This window comes from Variovorax sp. GW460-12-1-14-LB1 (genome assembly GCF_059423605.1).
This window is the reverse complement of sequence record NZ_JBWKYF010000012.1, coordinates 1-17,189: the sequence shown is the minus strand read 5'-3', so window position 1 is coordinate 17,189 and position 17,189 is coordinate 1. Positions and strand designations below refer to the sequence as shown.

Annotated in this window: 19 protein-coding genes; 16 read left to right on the top strand and 3 right to left on the bottom strand. The window is 66.6% G+C overall.

Translation table 11 applies throughout. The annotated features are described in order from the left end of the window. The first annotated feature begins 23 nt into the window (after window positions 1–23). From AC07Y4_RS08695 to AC07Y4_RS08620, 16 genes are all read left to right on the top strand, one after another. A complete protein-coding gene (locus AC07Y4_RS08695; RefSeq protein WP_493191953.1) occupies window positions 24–992 on the top strand; it encodes a Bug family tripartite tricarboxylate transporter substrate binding protein in 969 nt (322 codons plus the stop codon). Further along, window positions 992–2,209 (top strand): CaiB/BaiF CoA transferase family protein, encoded by a 1,218-nt coding sequence (locus AC07Y4_RS08690; protein ID WP_495274396.1) that lies wholly within the window; start codon window positions 992–994, stop codon window positions 2,207–2,209. Before AC07Y4_RS08695 ends, AC07Y4_RS08690 begins: the two co-directional genes overlap by 1 nt. A gap of 210 nt (window positions 2,210–2,419) precedes the next feature. After that, window positions 2,420–2,566 carry a hypothetical protein gene (locus tag AC07Y4_RS08685; protein WP_167395048.1) on the top strand — a complete coding sequence of 49 codons (147 nt, stop codon included), beginning with the start codon at window positions 2,420–2,422 and terminating at the stop codon, window positions 2,564–2,566. Window positions 2,567–2,582: 16 nt separating this feature from the next. After that, on the top strand, window positions 2,583–3,167 hold the full coding sequence (locus AC07Y4_RS08680) for an A24 family peptidase (RefSeq protein ID WP_495270579.1): 585 nt from the start codon (window positions 2,583–2,585) through the stop codon (window positions 3,165–3,167). Between the two features lie 33 nt (window positions 3,168–3,200). Beyond that, window positions 3,201–4,040: a Flp pilus assembly protein CpaB gene (gene cpaB, locus AC07Y4_RS08675; protein WP_139702494.1), complete on the top strand. Its 840-nt coding sequence runs from the start codon at window positions 3,201–3,203 to the stop codon at window positions 4,038–4,040. A gap of 89 nt (window positions 4,041–4,129) precedes the next feature. Continuing rightward, the gene (locus tag AC07Y4_RS08670) at window positions 4,130–5,599 is read left to right on the top strand and encodes a type II and III secretion system protein family protein (RefSeq protein ID WP_495274426.1); all 1,470 of its coding nucleotides are present in this window, start codon (window positions 4,130–4,132) and stop codon (window positions 5,597–5,599) included. A gap of 11 nt (window positions 5,600–5,610) precedes the next feature. Next, window positions 5,611–5,907 carry a hypothetical protein gene (locus tag AC07Y4_RS08665; protein ID WP_062474152.1) on the top strand — a complete coding sequence of 99 codons (297 nt, stop codon included), beginning with the start codon at window positions 5,611–5,613 and terminating at the stop codon, window positions 5,905–5,907. A gap of 124 nt (window positions 5,908–6,031) precedes the next feature. Next, the gene (locus AC07Y4_RS08660; protein ID WP_139702492.1) at window positions 6,032–6,247 is read left to right on the top strand and encodes a Flp family type IVb pilin; all 216 of its coding nucleotides are present in this window, start codon (window positions 6,032–6,034) and stop codon (window positions 6,245–6,247) included. A gap of 103 nt (window positions 6,248–6,350) precedes the next feature. Next, window positions 6,351–6,527 (top strand): Flp family type IVb pilin, encoded by a 177-nt coding sequence (locus tag AC07Y4_RS08655; RefSeq protein ID WP_495274395.1) that lies wholly within the window; start codon window positions 6,351–6,353, stop codon window positions 6,525–6,527. A 46-nt stretch (window positions 6,528–6,573) separates the two neighbouring features. Continuing rightward, window positions 6,574–7,803, top strand: coding sequence for a pilus assembly protein TadG-related protein (locus tag AC07Y4_RS08650; RefSeq protein WP_495274394.1), 1,230 nt, complete (start codon window positions 6,574–6,576; stop codon window positions 7,801–7,803). Window positions 7,804–7,811: 8 nt separating this feature from the next. After that, on the top strand, window positions 7,812–8,270 hold the full coding sequence (locus tag AC07Y4_RS08645) for a TadE/TadG family type IV pilus assembly protein (protein ID WP_492740901.1): 459 nt from the start codon (window positions 7,812–7,814) through the stop codon (window positions 8,268–8,270). Next, a complete protein-coding gene (locus AC07Y4_RS08640; protein WP_369629274.1) occupies window positions 8,267–8,716 on the top strand; it encodes a TadE/TadG family type IV pilus assembly protein in 450 nt (149 codons plus the stop codon). The genes AC07Y4_RS08645 and AC07Y4_RS08640 overlap by 4 nt, the downstream gene beginning before the upstream one ends. A gap of 19 nt (window positions 8,717–8,735) precedes the next feature. Continuing rightward, complete coding sequence (locus tag AC07Y4_RS08635; protein ID WP_495270583.1) at window positions 8,736–9,893, top strand: CpaE/TadZ family protein; 1,158 nt, start codon at window positions 8,736–8,738, stop codon at window positions 9,891–9,893. Between the two features lie 42 nt (window positions 9,894–9,935). Further along, window positions 9,936–11,315, top strand: coding sequence for a TadA family conjugal transfer-associated ATPase (locus AC07Y4_RS08630; protein WP_095745839.1), 1,380 nt, complete (start codon window positions 9,936–9,938; stop codon window positions 11,313–11,315). A 9-nt stretch (window positions 11,316–11,324) separates the two neighbouring features. Next, complete coding sequence (locus AC07Y4_RS08625; protein WP_495270585.1) at window positions 11,325–12,314, top strand: type II secretion system F family protein; 990 nt, start codon at window positions 11,325–11,327, stop codon at window positions 12,312–12,314. A gap of 12 nt (window positions 12,315–12,326) precedes the next feature. Beyond that, window positions 12,327–13,241, top strand: a complete 915-nt coding sequence (locus AC07Y4_RS08620) for a type II secretion system F family protein (protein WP_495270586.1) — start codon at window positions 12,327–12,329, stop codon at window positions 13,239–13,241. 45 nt (window positions 13,242–13,286) lie between these two features. Here the strand turns inward: AC07Y4_RS08620 and AC07Y4_RS08615 are convergent, their stop codons facing one another. From AC07Y4_RS08615 to AC07Y4_RS08605, 3 genes are all read right to left on the bottom strand, one after another. After that, window positions 13,287–13,982, bottom strand: a complete 696-nt coding sequence (locus tag AC07Y4_RS08615; protein WP_095745836.1) for a response regulator — start codon at window positions 13,980–13,982, stop codon at window positions 13,287–13,289. Between the two features lie 32 nt (window positions 13,983–14,014). After that, entirely contained in the window at window positions 14,015–15,703 is a 1,689-nt protein-coding gene (locus tag AC07Y4_RS08610; RefSeq protein WP_495274393.1) for a sensor histidine kinase, read from the bottom strand. Window positions 15,704–16,051: 348 nt separating this feature from the next. Next, a complete protein-coding gene (locus AC07Y4_RS08605) occupies window positions 16,052–17,173 on the bottom strand; it encodes a calcium:cation antiporter (protein WP_495274425.1) in 1,122 nt (373 codons plus the stop codon). Window positions 17,174–17,189 lie beyond the last annotated feature (16 nt).

Sequence of the window (17,189 nt, the reverse complement as noted above, 5' to 3'; positions counted from 1 at the left end):
CACAGAGAAACTGGAGACTGACGATGACGTCCTTGATCAAGAAAATTTCCCACCTGGCTGCCGGCCTTGCATTCGGCCTGGCCGGCTCGCTGGCGATGGCGGCCTTCCCCGACCGCCCCGTGAAGCTGGTCGTGCCTTTCCCCGCCGGCGGCAGCACCGACCTGGTGGCGCGCGAGGTGGCGCTGGAGCTGGGCCATGCGCTGGGCCAGCCGGTCATCGTGGAGAACAAGCCCGGCGCCGGCAGCCTCATCGGTTCCGAGCTCGTGGCCAAGTCCGCGCCCGACGGCTACACGCTGCTCATGGCGGGCCTGACCAACATCTTTCTGCCCTACGTGCACAAGGGCCTCACCTGGAACCCGGTGGACGACTTCGTGCCCGTGGGCCTGGTGGCCGACCTGCCCAACGTGATCGCGGTCAACGCGAAGACGCCGTACCAGAAGCTGCCCGAGCTCATTGCCGCCGACAAGGCCAAGCCCGGCCAACTCGCCTTTGGCTCCGCGGGCCCGAGCACGCCCTCGCACCTGGTGTGCGAAATGATCAACCACCAGGCCGGCATCAAGATGCAGCACGTGCCCTACAAGGGGAATGCGCCGGCGGTGAACGACCTGATCGCCGGGCACATCCCGGTGATGTGCAACAACCTCGGCGGCACGCTGCCCTACATGAGCAGCGGGCAGATCCGCATCCTGGCGCAGACCGGCCGCACGCGCTCGCCCTCGGCGCCCGACGTGCCCACCTTCGCCGAGCTGGGTCTGCAGGGCTTCGACAGCGGCCTGTGGGTCGGCATCGTCGCGCCCAAGGGCACGCCCGATGCCGTGATGCGTCCGCTGCGCGCGGCATTGGCCAAGGCCTTGCCCGCGGTGAAGGACAAGCTGGCCAAGCTGGGCGCGGCCGCGCTCGATCCGTCGTTGCCCGCCTACGGCCAGCGCATCGCCGCCGACCGCAAGCTGTGGGACCCGGTGCTCAAGCGCGTCGACCTGAAGGGCAACTGATGGGCCAGCCTGCCGACCACGCACCCCTGCACGGCGTGCGCATTCTCGACATGGCGACCGTGCTCGCCGCGCCGTTCTCGGCCACGCTGTGCGGCGACATGGGCGCCGACGTCGTCAAGCTCGAACTGCCGGGCGGCGGCGATCCGCTGCGCGGACTCACGCCGGTGCACGAGGGCCATCCGCTGTTCTGGAAGACAGCGAATCGCGGCAAGAAGGGCATCTCGCTCGACGTGCGCAAGCCCGAGGGCCGCGCGCTGTTCCTGCGGCTCATCGCCGGCTTCGACGTGCTGGTGGAAAACTTCCGCACCGGCACGCTGGACGGCTGGGGCCTGGACATCGCCACGCTGCACGCGGCCAACCCGCGCCTCATCGTGCTGCGCCTCACGGGCTTCGGCCAGACCGGGCCGTACGCGCGCCGGCCGGGCTTTGCCCGCATCTTCGAAGCGATGAGCGGCTTCACGCACCTGACCGGCGAGCCCGACGGCCCGCCGCAGCACATGAACTATCCGCTGGGCGACGTGGTGGCGGGCCTGTTCGGCGCCTTCGCCATCAGCACCGCGCTGGCTGAGCGCAACGCGCTGCCGCTCGCGCAGCAACGGGGCGCCGAGATCGACCTGTCGGCCACGGAGGCGATGTCGCGCCTGCTCGATCCACTGGCGGCCGAGCACCGCATCGGTGGCGTGGTGCGCGAGCGCACCGGCTCGCGCGCCACCTACACCGCGCCGTCCAACGTGTTCCGCGCGGCCGACGGCGTGTGGTTCACGCTGGTGGGCACGGGCGGGCCGATCTTCGCGCGCATCTGCCGCGCGATCGACCGAGAAGACCTGCTCGCCGACGCACGCTTTGCCGACAACGCCGCGCGCATCCGCCACCTCGAGGCGCTGGATCGCATCATTGCCGACTGGTGCAGCAGTCTTCCATTCGCGGAACTGGCCGTGCGGCTGGACCGCGAAGACGTGCCCTACAGCAAGGTGTATTCGATCGCCGACCTGCGGGCCGACCCGCACATGCAGGCACGCGGCGCCTTCATCGACGTGCCCGACGAACAGTTCGGCACCGTGCCCGCACCGGCGCCGGTGCCGCGCTTCGTGGGGCGCGACGGCGTTCGCCCGGCCGCCACGGGGCCGCGCACGGGGCAGCACAACGCCGAGGTGTATGGCGAGTTCGGCCTGGGCGAGGCACAGCTCGCAGCGCTGCGCGACGCGCAGGTGATCTGAAGCGCGCCTGCGCTTTCGCCTGCCCTGCGGGGTAGGCGTTTTGTCATGCCTGTCCCCGTGCCGTCGCGGGACACCTGACTCCCCCAGAAAAGGGCGCTCCGCTCATGTGCGAAAGCGGTGCGATTCCTACAGTCATCCCCATGCCGAACGCTTCTTCCCACGCCGGGAAGGCCAGCGGTTTCGGCCGGCCACGATCACCGGGGACACCGCATGGAACCGCTCGAAGTTCTGCCGAGAACCGCCCTGAGCCTGCTGCGCGAAGACGCCGGCATGTCGTTCATGGAGGTTGCGCTGATCGGTGCGCTGGTGATGGTCGTGGCCATTTTGCTGGTGCTCGCCCTGCGGCGCAGTGCCTGAACACGGGGAGCCCGCCATGCAGGAATTCAACGCTGTTCTCGAACTGCTCGCGATGCTGGCCACCGACATCCGCATGCTGGCGCTCTTCGCGCTGCTCGGCGTGGCGGCTGTGAGCGACTGGCGCTTCTATCGCATTCCCAACTGGCTGACCTTCGGCGGCGCGTGCTTCGCCCTCATCTACGGAACGATGGCGGCACGCACGCCGGCGTCGGGCGCGGCGAGTGCATTCGGTGGCCTGGCCGTGGGCTTCGCCGCGATGCTGCCGTTCTATGCGCTCGGGATCATGGGCGCCGGCGACGTCAAGCTGATGGCGATGACCGGGGCCTTCCTCGGGCCCCAGCAGACGCTGATGGCCTTGCTCTTCACTTTCATCGCGGGCGGCGTCGCGGCGCTGGCCTTCGCGATCCATCGCCGCCGCCTGGTCCACATGCTTGGCAACGTCAAGGCCACAGCGCAGGGCATGGTCATTTCCACCATCGCAGGCATGCGGCCCGACGGGCGCCTGCAGGCGGGCCAGTCCGTGGGCAAGTTGCCCTACGGCGTCTGCATCGCGGCGGGCACGGTGGTCCAAGTGCTGGCGCACCAGCTGGGCTTTGTCTAGCTCCTACATGTTTCACCCCTGGCGGAGGTTCGTATGAAGAACATCAAGGCGATCGGGCTGATCTTTCTGGCCCTGCTGTTCGGGCTGGCGGCCGCGGTCTACGCGACCGGCTGGATCTCCCGACAAAGTGGCATCGCGTCCAACAAGGTCGTGGTGGCCGCCGTCGACATCGACCTGGGCAGCCGCGTCAACGCGCAGATGCTGTCCACGGTCGACTGGCCCAGCGGCTCGGTGCCCAACGGCTCCTTCAGCGACATCAAGGCGCTGAACGACCGCGTGGTGAAGGTCGGCGTGCTGCGCGGCGAAGCGCTCATGGAGGGCAAGCTGGCGCCGGTGGGCACGCAGGGCGGGCTGTCGGCGGTGATCGCCAGCGGCAAGCGGGCCATGACGGTGCGCGTCAACGACGTGGTCGGCGTGGCGGGCTTCGCGCTGCCGGGCAACTACGTCGACGTGATGGTCAACGCCCAGCAGGACAAAGGGCGCGGCGAAGACGCGCTGCAGATCAGCAAGACCGTGCTCGAGAAGGTGCTGGTGCTGGCGGTGGCCCAGGAGGCCAACCGCGACGACACCAAGCCGAAGGTCGTGAGCGCGGTGACGCTCGAGCTTTCGCTCGAAGACTCCGAGAAGCTCGACCTGGCACGCAGCGTGGGCACCCTGTCGCTCGTGCTGCGCAACCAGATGGACAAGACCACGGTCGCCACCCTGGGCATCACCAAGGGGCAGCTGTTCGGCGAGAAGAAGGACATCGTGCCGGTCTCCACCGCGGCGGCTCCGGATCGCCCGCGGGTGCGGCTGGCAGGTCCCGCCACGCCGCGAGCCACCGAATGCGTGGAGGTGATCCAGAGCGCCGCCCGTTCGGTCACCTGTTTCTGATCGTCCATCAGGAGGAACACCAAGTGCGCCCACTCACAACAACCATCGCCCGTCTGCTGGCGACCCTCGCGACAGTGGCGACCCCCGCCATGGCCGCGGAGGTCGTGGCAGCCGCCCCGGCCACGGCCGTCGCCATGCCTGCGCCTGCTGCAACAGCTGCAGCAGCAACTGTCGCGGCAGCACCCGCAGCCCCGGCCAGCCGGCGTTGCACCGCCATCATTCCGGACTCCGAGCCGACCTATGCCGTGCTCGGCAAGTCGGTGGTCATTCCGTTGAAGGCGCGCGTGGTGCGCATCGTATTCGGCGGGCAGCCGCAGGGCCGGGCGGCTGCGCCAGCAGCGCCGGCGCAGCCCGGGGCAGCGATGCCGGCGCCCAATGCGAACGTGGGCGACGGCGTAGCTGACATCGAGGTCACGCTGCTGAGTCCGACCGACCTGTTCTTCCGCGGCCGCCAGGCCGGCTCGATGAACGTGGTGCTGCAAAGTGCCGACGGCACCTGCTACATCAAGGATGTGGTCGTTACCGTCGATCCCGGGGCGCTGCAGTCCAAGCTGGCGGAGCTGATGCCGGAAGAGAACCGCATCCGAGTGCGCAGCGCGGAAAAATCCATCGTGCTCACCGGCGAGATCAGCGACGCGCTCAAGCTCGATGACGTGATGAGTCTGGCCTCGGCCTACGGCGCCGACGGCAAGAAGGTGGTGAACCTGCTGCGTGTCACTGCGCCACAGCAGGTCATGCTCGAAGTGAAGATCGCCGAGATCAGCAAGAACTTGCTGGACCGCCTTGGCGCACGCGTCGGGCTGGCCCGCTCCGGTAACGGTGGTCTCAACAGCTATTCGCTGATCTCCAATTTCCTGAGCGGCGGTGGCGGCCTGATCGAGGCGTTGAGGATCGGTCGCACGTCGATCGCCATCGACGGTCAGAAGGACGACGGCCTGGTGCGCATCCTGGCGGAGCCCAACATCATGGCCATCAGCGGCCAGCAGGCGAGCTTCCTGTCGGGCGGCAAGATCTTCATTCCGGTGGCGCAGAGCTCCTCCAGCGGCAATGGCACGAACATCACGCTGGAAGAAAAGGAGTTCGGCATCGGGGTCAAGTTCACCCCCACCGTGCTCAACGGCGGCCGCGTCAACCTCAAGATGGTCTCGGAGGTGTCGGACCTGTCGCAAACCGGCTCGCCTTTCACCACCATCGGCGGCGTGACCGCCGTGCTGCCATCGCTCACGGTGCGCCGTGCCGACACCACCGTGCAACTCAACGACGGGCAGAGCTTCGTCATCGCGGGGCTCATCAAGAGCAACGTCACGGAGTCCATCAAGCGCTATCCCGGATTGGGCGAAGTGCCGGTGATGGGGGCGTTGTTCCGCAGCACGGAGTTCCAGAACGACCAGACCGAGCTGATGTTCGTGATCACGCCCCGCCTGGTCCGGCCGCTGGCCGAGTCGCCTCGCCTGCCGACCGACAACCACGTCGTTCCCAGCCGTGCGGAGGTTTATCTGAACGGCAGCCTCGAAAGCGCCACCCCGGCACCGGCCGCACCGGCCACCAATACCCAGTGAGGAGCATCACCATGTTCATCAAGTCGACGACTCTCGCATTGACGCTGCTCCTGGGCACCGGATGCTCCCACGTCACTCCCAACTACGACGCGCGCTTTGGCGACGCGGTGCGCGACGCGAAAAGGAAGATGACGATCAATCCCGATGCCGGCAAGGACGGCAATCCGGTGGCGGGCATGGACGGCCGGGCGGCGCGGGAGTCGATGGTGCAGTACCAGAAGTCCTACAAGGCGCCGCCGCCGGCGGTGAACGTCATCAACATCGGTGGCGGGATTGGTGGTGGAGACAACGGCGGCGGGGGGCGTTAGGCGGCCCTCGAACGATTCTTGAATTCGATCAGAAAGGAGTTGCCACGCAAAGATAGAAGTCAATCAACCCAAGAACCAACGCAAGATTTTTCTGTTTTCTTACTGCAATTCAAAGGTGAAAAAAATGAACCAACTTTTTGTCCGTGCCGGCAACTTCATGTCCTCGTTCGTCAAGGAAGAGGATGGTGCTCAAGTGATCGAGTACGCGCTCATCATCGCAGTCGTGTCGATCGCCCTGGTCATTGCACTGCAGGGCCTGACCACCGGAGGTTATTTCACAACCTTCATTAACCGCGTGGCCGCTTGCCTCCAGGGCAACATGGCCGTCTGCAACCCTTAAGCCCGGCAATCGCATTTATTGGAACGATGGCTATGGCGGTGGCGGTGGCGGGGCCGGCTTGTCCGTTGCCCGCCGCCGCCCAGTACAAAGCGAGGTACTCATCATGTTCAAGTCATTCTTGCGGGGTGAGAGCGGCGCCCAAGTGATGGAGTACGCGCTGGTCATTGCCGTGATCTCGATCCTGCTGGCCATCGCGTTGCGGCCATTGGTGACGGACACCGACCTCAGCAATGTTGTCGATCTCGTCCGCACCTGCCTTGGCGGCGTGACATGTGGCTGAAGCACAGAGATTTTTCGAACCGCCACCCACACTCAGGAAGCCGATCATGAAAGCCCACACTTCCGGCCACAGCCAAGGCGGCGCGGTAATCGTCACCGTCGCTCTGGTCCTGCTGTTCCTCCTCGGGTTCATGGGCATCGCACTGGACTTCGGTCGCCTCTTCATCGTGAAAACGGAGCTGCAAACCGCCATGGACAGCTGTGCCCTGTCTGCCGCGCAGGAACTCGACGGCGCCAGCGATGCGTTGACGCGTGCCACCAGCGCAGGAAAGACCGCGGCCGATCTCAACAAGATCAATTTTCAGGGTGGGGCGACCGGCATCGCCCAGACCGATATCGTGTTCAGCGACTCGCTTATCGGCACCTACAGCCATACCTTTACGCCCGTAGCGAATGCCAGGTACGCCAAGTGCCTGCATACGAAGTCGGGCATCGCGCCTTGGATCCTCAATGCCCTTGGCGCGTTCAGCGGAAGTGCTACTTATGGGGCATCGCACAGCGTGGCCGCAGTCGCCGTTGCCACCAGGGCTCCGTCCCAGTCCAACTGCCTCATTCCAGTCGGTATCTGCCAAAAATCCACCGCCCCCGGCTGGGGGTTCACGCGGGGGGAATGGGTCGAGGGCGTGACCAATGACAACGACGATGTGGAGTCCGGTCAGTTTCACTGGGTGGATTTCACCGGCAGCGGCGGCGGGGCGCGCGAGATCAAGGATCTCCTGACCAGCAGTGGGCAATGCGGTCTTCCCGGTATGGATACAAACATCGGCAAGGCGGGCAAGACCAATGGAGCGGTTGCAGCGTGGAATACCCGCTTCGGCATCTATCAGGGCAGCCTCAACGCCGCGACTGCCATTCCCGATCAGACCGGGTACGCCTGGTATGCCGACAGCGCTGCCGCCGTGAATCCAGGCAGGTATGACGACCCCGGCTCGAACGGATTTGCTGCCAAGCGCAATTCATTCGCGCCTTACGAAGGGGACAACAAGAACCCCGACACCAAGAACCTCAAGACTCAGGGAAATTTCAATGCCACCGACTACACCAAGGGTGCCAATCGACGTGTGGTCACGACTGCGGTGGTCGACTGCCCGTCGATCACGCTCAAGGGTTTCGGCTGCATGCTGATGCTGCATCCGCTGGAAAAGAATGCGAGCGGAAAGAAGTCGAAGATGTGGCTCGAGTTCATTGGCGATGCGACGCTCGCCGGCAGTCCATGCGCCACCGCGGGTTTGGCCGGCGGCACAAACGGACCCAGGGTCCCGACGCTCGTTCAGTAGGAGCTGGCATGAAAAAGAAACAGAACGGCGTGGCTCTGGTCGAATTCGCCCTGATTCTTCCCTTGCTGCTCATCCTGACGTTCATCACGACCGAATTCGGGCGGGCGCTGTACCAGTACAACACCATCGCGAAATCGCTGCGCGACGCCTCTCGCTATCTGTCCACCCAGGACCCGTCGATCGCAACCACGGATCCCTCCAAGATCACGACTGCCAGGAACCTGGTGGTCTATGGCAACCCGACCGGTGGCGGCTCGCCATTGGTCCTGGGCCTCGACACTTCTCACGTCCCCACCCCGACCTGGCAATTCAAGGGCAGTGGCCCGGCCATCAATACCGTGACCATCAAGGTCACGGGATACAAGTTCCGCCCGCTGCTCACCGGCGCGTTCGGGCTTGGTTTTGGTGATGCGAACGGAGAAATTCCCTTCGGAGATATCAGCGCCACCATGCGAGGTCAATCATGAATCGAACAAGACAAATGGGTGCGACTGCGGTGGAGTTCGCGCTGGTCCTGATGTTCTTCCTGACCTTCCTGCTGGGCATCATGGATTTCGTGCGCATGTTGTGGACGTGGAATGCAGCCGCCGAAGCGACGCGCTGGGGTGCTCGTGCGGCCGTCGTGTGCGACCGAAACGCCACTGTCGTGCTTTCCAACATGCAGAAATTCCTGCCCCAATTGACGGCAGCCAATGTCAGTGTCGACTGGTACGACGCGGCAGGCAGCATCAGCGCGACCTGTACTTCCGCCAATTGCAGCGGCGTGAACGTCCGCATCGTCGATCTCGACTATCGATGGATTTCACCCATCGGATTCGGAACTCGTTCTCCGATCCCGATGCCGGGTTTTTCCACCTACCTGCCGCGCGAAATCATGGGGCAGGACCCGAACAGCAACGCCGTCTGCTCCTAGCAACACACCGGACACGACCATGACCATGAAGATCGCCATCGTTTCCCCCAATCCGAACCACCTGCAGGACATGCGCAAGGTGCTGGAGCCGCGCGGCCATGCCGTGTCGCTCTTCGAAGGCGGCAAGAGCCGGATGCAGGCGGTCGTCGACAAGGTCGCGCCCGACCTGCTGCTGGTCGACGGCATGTGCTGCGACCCGCAGGAGCTCTCGCTGGTGGAGGCCCTGACGCTGCGGCATCCGGCGGTGGCGGTGGTGCTGCTGTGCGCGATGCAGACGCCCGAGTTCCTGATTCACGCGATGCGCGCAGGCGTGCGCGAGGTGCTGCCGTCGCCCGCCGACACCGCCGCGCTCGAGGCCACCGTCGATCGCATCGCGCTCAAGATGGCCGGTTCGCAGGCGCGCAGCCCCGGGCGGGTGGTGGCGTTCATGCCCTGCAAGGGCGGCAGCGGCGCGACCTTTCTCGCGACCAACGTCGCGCACCAGCTGTCGCGCGAGCGCTCGGTGCTGCTGATCGACCTGAACCTGCAGTTCGGCGATGCGCTGTCGTATGTGAGCGACCTGCGCCCGACCGCGACGATGGCCGACGTGGCGCGCGACATCGGACGCCTCGACGCCTCGCTGCTGGCGGCGAGCGTGGTGCGCGTGTCGCCCAGCTACAGCATCCTGCCCGCGCCCGAGGACCTGGCGCGCGCGATGGACGTGAAGGCCGAGCACATCGACGCCATCCTGCAGGTGGCGCTCGCGCAGTACGACTTCGTGATCTTCGACCTCGGCACGCGCATCGACACGCTCACGCTGCGCGTGCTCGACCGCGCGGAGCGCATCTTTCCCGTGATGCAGACCAGCCTGCCGCACATCCGCAACGTGACGCGCCTGATGCAGGTGTTCAAGTCGCTCGGCTACGCCACCGGCAAGGTCGAGCTGCTGGTGAACCGCAGCACCGGCGGCGGCGAGATCGGGCTGTCGGACATGCGCCGGTCGTTGCCCGGCGCGACGTTCACGACGGTGCCGGACGGCGGCAAGGACGTCGACGCCTCCATCAACCGCGGCGTGCCGCTGGCGGAGATGTCGCGCGGCAGCGCGCTCGCCAAGCGCCTCGACGAGATCGCCCACACGCTCAGCCCGCGGCCGGAGGCGACGCCCGGCTTCATGGGGCGGCTGTTCCGCCGTGCCTGAGACAGGGCGGATTCCCATCAATACCCAGGCGGAGGTGCCAACATGTCATTCAGGGACCAACTCAATGCGATCGACAGCGATGCGGGCGCGCGGCCGGCGGGGCCGGCAGGGCCGGTCCTCGAGCTGACCACGTCGCCTTTCGCCTCGGACACCTACAAGCTGCTGAAGGAGCGCATGCACCTGAAGCTGCTGGACCGCTTCGACCTAGCGGCGCTCGAAACCCTCCAGCCCGACGCCCTGCGGCAGGAAATCTCGACCATGGTCGGGCGGCTGCTGCAGGAAGAGCCCGAGGCGCTCAACGACATCGAGCGGCGCACGCTGATCCGCGACATCCAGCACGAGATGCTGGGCTTCGGCCCCATCGAACTGCTGATGGCCGACCCGACCGTGTCGGACATCCTGGTCAACTCGCCCACCAGCATCTACGTGGAGCGGCGCGGCCGGCTGGAGCTGACCAACGTGAGCTTCACCGACGAGAAGCACCTGCTGCGCATCATCGACAAGATCGTTTCGCTGGTGGGGCGCCGCATCGACGAGTCCAGTCCCATGGTCGATGCGCGGCTGCCCGACGGCTCACGGGTCAACGCCGTCATCGCACCGGTGGCGCTGGACGGGCCGATGATGTCGATCCGCCGTTTCGCGAAGATCCCGCTGCGCATGAACAACCTCGTGAACGATCTCAAGTCGCTCACGCCGCCGATGGCGCAGATGCTCGAGGGCCTGGCCCAGGCCAAGGTCAACATGCTGATCTCGGGCGGCACCGGGGCAGGGAAGACCACGCTGCTGAACATTCTCTCGGGCTTCATTCCGGAGTCCGAGCGCATCATCACCATCGAGGACGCGGCCGAGCTCCAGCTGCAGCAGCCGCACGTTGCGCGCATGGAGACGCGGCCGACGAACATCGAGGGCAAGGGCGAGATCACGCAGCGTGCGCTGGTGCGCAACGCGCTGCGCATGCGGCCCGACCGCATCGTGATCGGCGAGGTGCGCGGCGCCGAGGCGGTCGACATGCTGCAGGCCATGAACACCGGCCACGAAGGCTCGCTGACCACCATCCACGCCAACTCGCCGCGCGATGCGCTGGCGCGGCTGGAAAACATGATCGGCATGGCGAACCTGAACCTGCCGCACCGCACGGTGCGCCAGCAGATCGCCTCGGCGATCACGGTGGTCGTCCAGGTGCTGCGGCTGATCGACGGGCGGCGCAAGGTCACCAGCATCCAGGAGATCACCGGCATGGAGGGCGAGATCGTCACCATGCAGGAGATCTTCACCTTCCACCAGACAGGCATGGGGCCCGACGGCCAGGTGCGCGGCCATTTCCACGCGACCGGCGTTCGACCGAAATTCATGGAGAGGTTGCAGGCGTACGGCGTGCTGCTGCCCGACACCATCTTCGATCCCGAAAAGCACTACGAATAGGAGCGCGCCATGTTCGACAACCTGGGGGGTGACACGCTGATCACGGTCGCGGTGCTGGTCTTCGTGACCGCGCTGCTCATGATCGAAGGGGTCTATCTGCTGTGGCGGTCCTACAAGGGGCCCGACGCGCGCAAGATCGAGAAGCGGTTGCAGGCGATGTCCGCCGCGGTCGACCGCACGCCGCAGGCCCATCTCGCGAAGGAGCGCATGCTCAGCGACGTGCCCTGGATGCAGCGCCAGTTGCTGGCGCTGCCGCGGGCGCACCGGCTGGACCGCTTCATCCTGCAGGCAGGGCTGGACTGGACGGTGTCCAGCTTTCTGCTGGCCTGCGGTGCGCTCGGCGTGTTCGCGTTCTGCGCCGTGTGGTTGGCGCACCAGCCCGCGTGGCTGGCGCTTCTGGCCGGGGCCGTGGCGGCGGTGCTTCCCGTGCTGTACCTGCAGCATCAGCGCAGCCGCCGGCTGGATCGCCTCGAAAAGCAGCTGCCGGACGCGCTGGACCTCGTGACACGCGCCCTGCGCGCGGGCCATTCCTTTGCCAGCGGCGTGCAGATGATCGGCGAAGAAATGCCCGACCCGATTGCGACCGAGTTCCGGCTGGTGGCCGACGAGGTGAATTTCGGCGTCTCGCTGCAGCAGGCGCTGACCAACCTCAGCGAGCGCGTGCCGCTCACCGATCTGCGCTACTTCGTGGTGTCGGTGCTGATCCAGCGTGACTCGGGCGGCAACCTGACCGAGGTGCTGGGCAACCTGAGCCGGCTCATCCGCGCGCGCTTCAAGTTGCTCGCGCGGGTGCGGGTGCTGTCGTCCGAAGGGCGGCTGTCGGCCTGGATCCTGGGCATCATGCCGTTCGCCCTGGCGGGGCTCATGAACATCTTCAATCCCGAGTTCATGTCGCCGCTGTGGACCGACCCGATCGGCCAGACGGTGCTGCGCTACATGCTGGTGCTGATGCTGGTGGGCATCGTGCTCCTGCGCAAGATCGTGAAGATTCGCGTCTGAAGGAGAAGCGTCATGGCCATGCTGTTCCCCATCCTGGTTTTTCTGTCCGTGTCGCTGACGGTCATCGGCCTGGCGGTGTGGTTCTCCCCATCGCGCACCGCGCAGCGGCTGCAGGCGGTGGCGCTGCCGTCCGACAAGTCGGCCTGGACCGAGACCGCCGTCAAGCTCGTCGGGCCGTTCGCGCAGCTGTCGTCGCCGACCGGCGACGCCGAACTGTCACCGATGCGCGTGCGCTTTCTCAACGCCGGCATCCGCCATCCGGATGCGTACCTCATCTACTTCGGCCTGAAGACGCTGCTGCCGCTGGGCTTCGCGGCCGTCGTGTTCCTCATGCTGCGCGCGGCGGGGTCGGCGGGCGGCATGACGATGCTGCTGTGGCTGGCGCTGGCGGCGCTGGCCGGCTGTTACTTGCCCAACGCGCTGCTGTACCTTCGCATCCGCGCGCGGCGCCGCGAGATCTTCGAGAACTTTCCCGACGCCGCCGACCTCATGCTGGTGTGCGTGGAGGCGGGGCTCGGACTGGACGCCGGGCTGGCCAAGGTCACCGAGGAAATCCAGATCAAGAGCCGGGCGCTCGCGCAGGAGCTGCACTGGACCAACCTGGAAATGCGCGCCGGCGGCACGCGCGAGAAGTCGCTGCGCAACTTGGCGCTGCGCACCGGCGTGGAAGAAATAGGCACCTTCGCCACCATGCTGACCCAGGCGGACCGCTTCGGCACCAGCATCGGGGAGTCGCTGCGCGTGTTTTCGGACGACCTGCGCCACAAGCGCCAGGTGCGCGCCGAGGAGCTGGCGGCGAAGGTGCCGACCAAGATGCTGCTGCCGCTGGTGCTGTGCATCTTCCCGTGCATCTCGCTGGTGATCCTCACGCCGGCGGCGATCCGCGTGATCCGGATGATCGGGCCGATGCTGACCGGGCATCAATGAGGAGGCGACCGGGCCGGAAGGCCGGCCAGGCGCCGCTGCCGCGGATCAGGCCGCCAGCGTGTCGAGCTGGTGCTTGATCGCGTAGATGTACAGCTCGAGCCGGTTCGTGACGCCCAGCTTCTGATAGATCGCGCACAGGTGGTTGCGCAGCGTGTGCTCGGTGACGAAGGCGCGCTCGGCGAGCGCCTTGTTGGAGGCGCCGCAGCCCGTCGCGACGATGCGGATGATCTCGCGCTCCTTGTGCGTCAGCGTGGCTTGGCGCGCCGTGTCGGGGTCGGCCTTCGGCGGCTTCCTGGCCGACGTGAGTTCGGAGAAGACGCGGCCCATGGTCTGCGCGTCGACGCACAGTTCGCCACGGAAAACGCGCTCGATGGCGTCGAGCAGCTGCTGCGCCGACGCGTCCTTGCCCACCACGCCGCGCGCGCCGCGCAGTATGGCCAGGTCGAGCGTGCGTTGTTCTTTCTCGGCCGTCAGCACCATCACGCGCGACACCTCGTTGGTCAGCAGCCGGGGCAGGATGTCCAGCGCGCTGTGGCCGTCCAGGTCGAGGTCGAGCACGATGACATCGGGCGCGAGGCTTTGCGCCGTGGCCACCGCCTCGTCGCAACAGCTGGCCGTGCCGACCACCTTCATGCGTGGCTGCTCGCCGTCGATCAGCTTCGACAGGCCCCACAGCATGGTCTTGTGGTCGTCCACGAGCAGCACGGCAATGGGATGGTCGGGATGGTCGAGGGTTTGCATGACGGACTCCTTCCTGTGTCTGCGGAACGCGGTCAGATCGGGATTTCGATCCGCACCGCCGTGCCGCCATTCGCGCATCGGTCGACATGCGCCTGGCCGCCCAGGGCCGCGGCGCGCTCGGTGAGGGAGCGGGGGTGGAAGGCGGTGAAGCTTTCCTGGCAGGCGTCGTTCTCGATGCACAACGCCAGCTGGCCATTCTTGCAGTCGATGCGCACGCTGCCGTGGCGCGCATGGGTGTGCTTGCAGATGTTGTTCAGCCCTTCGCTCACCATCTGCAGCAGCTCCGCGGTCACGCGGTCGTCCAGGTGCAGCGGGCCGTCGACGGCCATCACGATGTCGATGTCGATGCCGTACAGGCCCTTGATCCGCGCGGCCTGGCGCTCCAGGTGGGGCCTCACGAGCCCGCCGGGATCGTCGTTCGCGCCGTGCCTGACTTCGCCGGCGTAGCGGCGCAGGTCGGCGATCACGCCGTCGGCCACGTCCGCGAGCTTGTCCAGGTCTTCGCGCAGCGGGTTGTCGGCGGCGGCCCGCTTGCGCAGCGCGCACAGGCCCATGCGCAGGCCGATGTAGGGCTGGATGGCGGTGTCGTGCAGGTCGAGCGCGATCTTCAGGCGCTCCGTCGACGCGGCTTCCGAGGCCATGCGATCGAGCACCTCGATGGTCTCGATGACCGGGAAGATCTGTTCCATGAGGTGGGCGAGGAACAGCGCGTCGGACTTGCCCAGCCGCCCGTCGCGCGACGAGATGAACACCCGGCCTTCGCCCAGGCGCATCGGCAGCGGCGCGCTGATGAAGGCCCGCGCCTCCAGCAGCGCGGCGATGGTGGTGCAGTGCGCAGCGCCGGCTTCGTCGGCGCTGCGCCACGCGGTAGTGCCCGCTTCGAAGACACGGTGCTGCGCGCGCAGGTGGTTCAGCGGCCAGGGCAGGCGGTTGCTCAGCACGACGCTGTCGGGCGCCAGGGCCATGAGCGGCGATTCCGCGAGGCGGCCGATGGTCTCGATGCTCACCTGCTCGCAGGTGTCGTCCTCGCGCAGCGTGCGCAGCAGCCAGGTGCCGGTGGCGCGGTCGCGCGTCAGCAGGATGCAGTGGCTGGCCTTGAAGAAGGCCAGCGTGCGCTCCATCGTGCGGGCGATGGTGCGTCCGGCGCCGAAGCGCGGGTTCGACAGCTGGCTCACGTCGCCCAAGAGCGCCAGGCGCCGTTGCAGCGCCAGCTTGGAGCCGCCCCAGTACACGATCATGTGCCCCAGCGCCAGCAGGAAGGCGGTGCGCATCAGCAGCTGCGGCGTGTCGTCCGTGCCCGTGGCCAGCCCGCAGGCGGCGAAGGAGGCGACCGAGGCGATCGTCACGCGGGCGCCTTCCTCGAAGCCCCAGCGGAACGACGAGGTGAGGATGGCGAAGAAGTAGAAAAGGAAGAACAGGCTGTGGGTGCCGTCGGTCACCGCCATGATCAGCGTGAACCACAGCACGTCGGACCAGTGGATGGTTCGGCCCTGGAAGTAGGGCCGCCCCATCGCCGTGCAGACGTGGATCAGCAGGCTGTGAAGGATGTAACCGAAGAAGGCCAGCCAGACCGCTGCGGGGACCTGCTGCCGGCTATCGGCGGCGTCGACCGTGATCGCCAGCAGAGCCGAGATCGACAGCACGAGCCGCATGCGTCCCACCATGAGCGCATCCGCCGCCAGGCTGGCGTCGATGCTGGGGGCGGAGCCGTGCGCTCGCATGGGGATGCATCCGGTGCATGGACCATGTCAGGCACCGCGGGAGATCGCGGTACGGACGGGAGCGCTCGGCAGTGACAGTTTGGAATACATTTTTCTTGCCTGAGACCACAACGTGTGACGAGTTCACATTACTACTTTGGTGTTCAGATGCAATTGAAATCTCGTTCCATTAACGTTTGGTAACTATATTTGCATTGGATTGCATGCGGATAAATGAGGCCGCTGCAGAGGGCGGCGAGAGGGCGTGGTGCCGGTTGGGGAGGCCTCGGAGAGGGTGAGGTACCTCAACGGGGCGTCCCGCCTGCCTTGGCGAAGGCGCAGGCCGCGGGGTAACCCCGTTGCGCGGCCTCAGGGCAGGAAAAGCAGCATCCCGTACACCGCAAACAGCATCAGGTGCATGAGCCCCTGGATCGGCGAGGTGCGCTGCCCGTTGAAGCTCAGCAGGCTCAGCACCGCCGTCACCGCGAACAGCAGGGTTTCGGCGCCCGAGATGCCCATGAGCACCTGCTTGCCCGTGACCAGCCCGATGACCAGCACGGCCGGCACCGTGAGCCCCACGGTGGAGACGAAGGCACCCAGGCACAGGTTGATGGCGCGCTGCATCTCGTTGTTCATCGCGGCGCGCACGGCGGTGATCGACTCGGGCGTGAACACGATGATGGCGATGAGCACGCCGCCCACGGCCGCGGGCACGCCGGCCGCGGCAATGCCGTAGTCGGTGACCACGGCGAGGTAGTGCGCGAGCAGCACGATGGGCAGGATCGTCGCGAGCAACAGCAGCGAGCGAACGACCACGGCGCGCTTGTCCAGGCGGGCGTGGTCGGCCTGCGCGGCAGGCGAGGGCGCGGTCGCCCGCACCGACATCCGCCCCGGCGCCGGCTGGATGAAGAAGCGCTGGTGGCTGCGCATCTGCATCCAGAGAAACGCGCCGTACAGCACGGCGGTGAGCACCGACATGCCGATCGCCTGCACCGGCGTGAACTCGCCCGCGCCCGAGGTGTGGTTGGGCAGCACCAGCGCCGTGCCGGTCAGCAGCACGATCATCGACAGGTAGGCGCCGGCGCCCTGCGCGTTGTATTCCTGGTCGCCGTGGCGTGCCGCGCCCGCGATCAGGCAGATGCCGATGACGAGGTTCAGGATGATCATCATCACGGCGAAGATCGAGTCGCGCCCGATGGTCGGAAACTCGCCCGGGCCCAGCAGCACCGAGGCAATGAGGATCACCTCGATCGACACGATCGAGAGCGTCAGGATCAGCGTGCCATACGGCTCGCCCAGCTGGTGCGCCAGGTGGTCCGCCTCGCGCACCACGCCGAACGAGGCGGCCAGGATGGTGACGAACAGCGCCAGGAAGACGCAGCCGGCCACCACGGGGCTGATCGGCGCGGCCAGCCAGCGGTCGCCGAAGGCCACGAAGAGCCCGACCACGAGCCAGGCGGCAGCGATCAGGGCCCAGGTGGCGGGCGGCACGAGGCGGGCGGGGGAG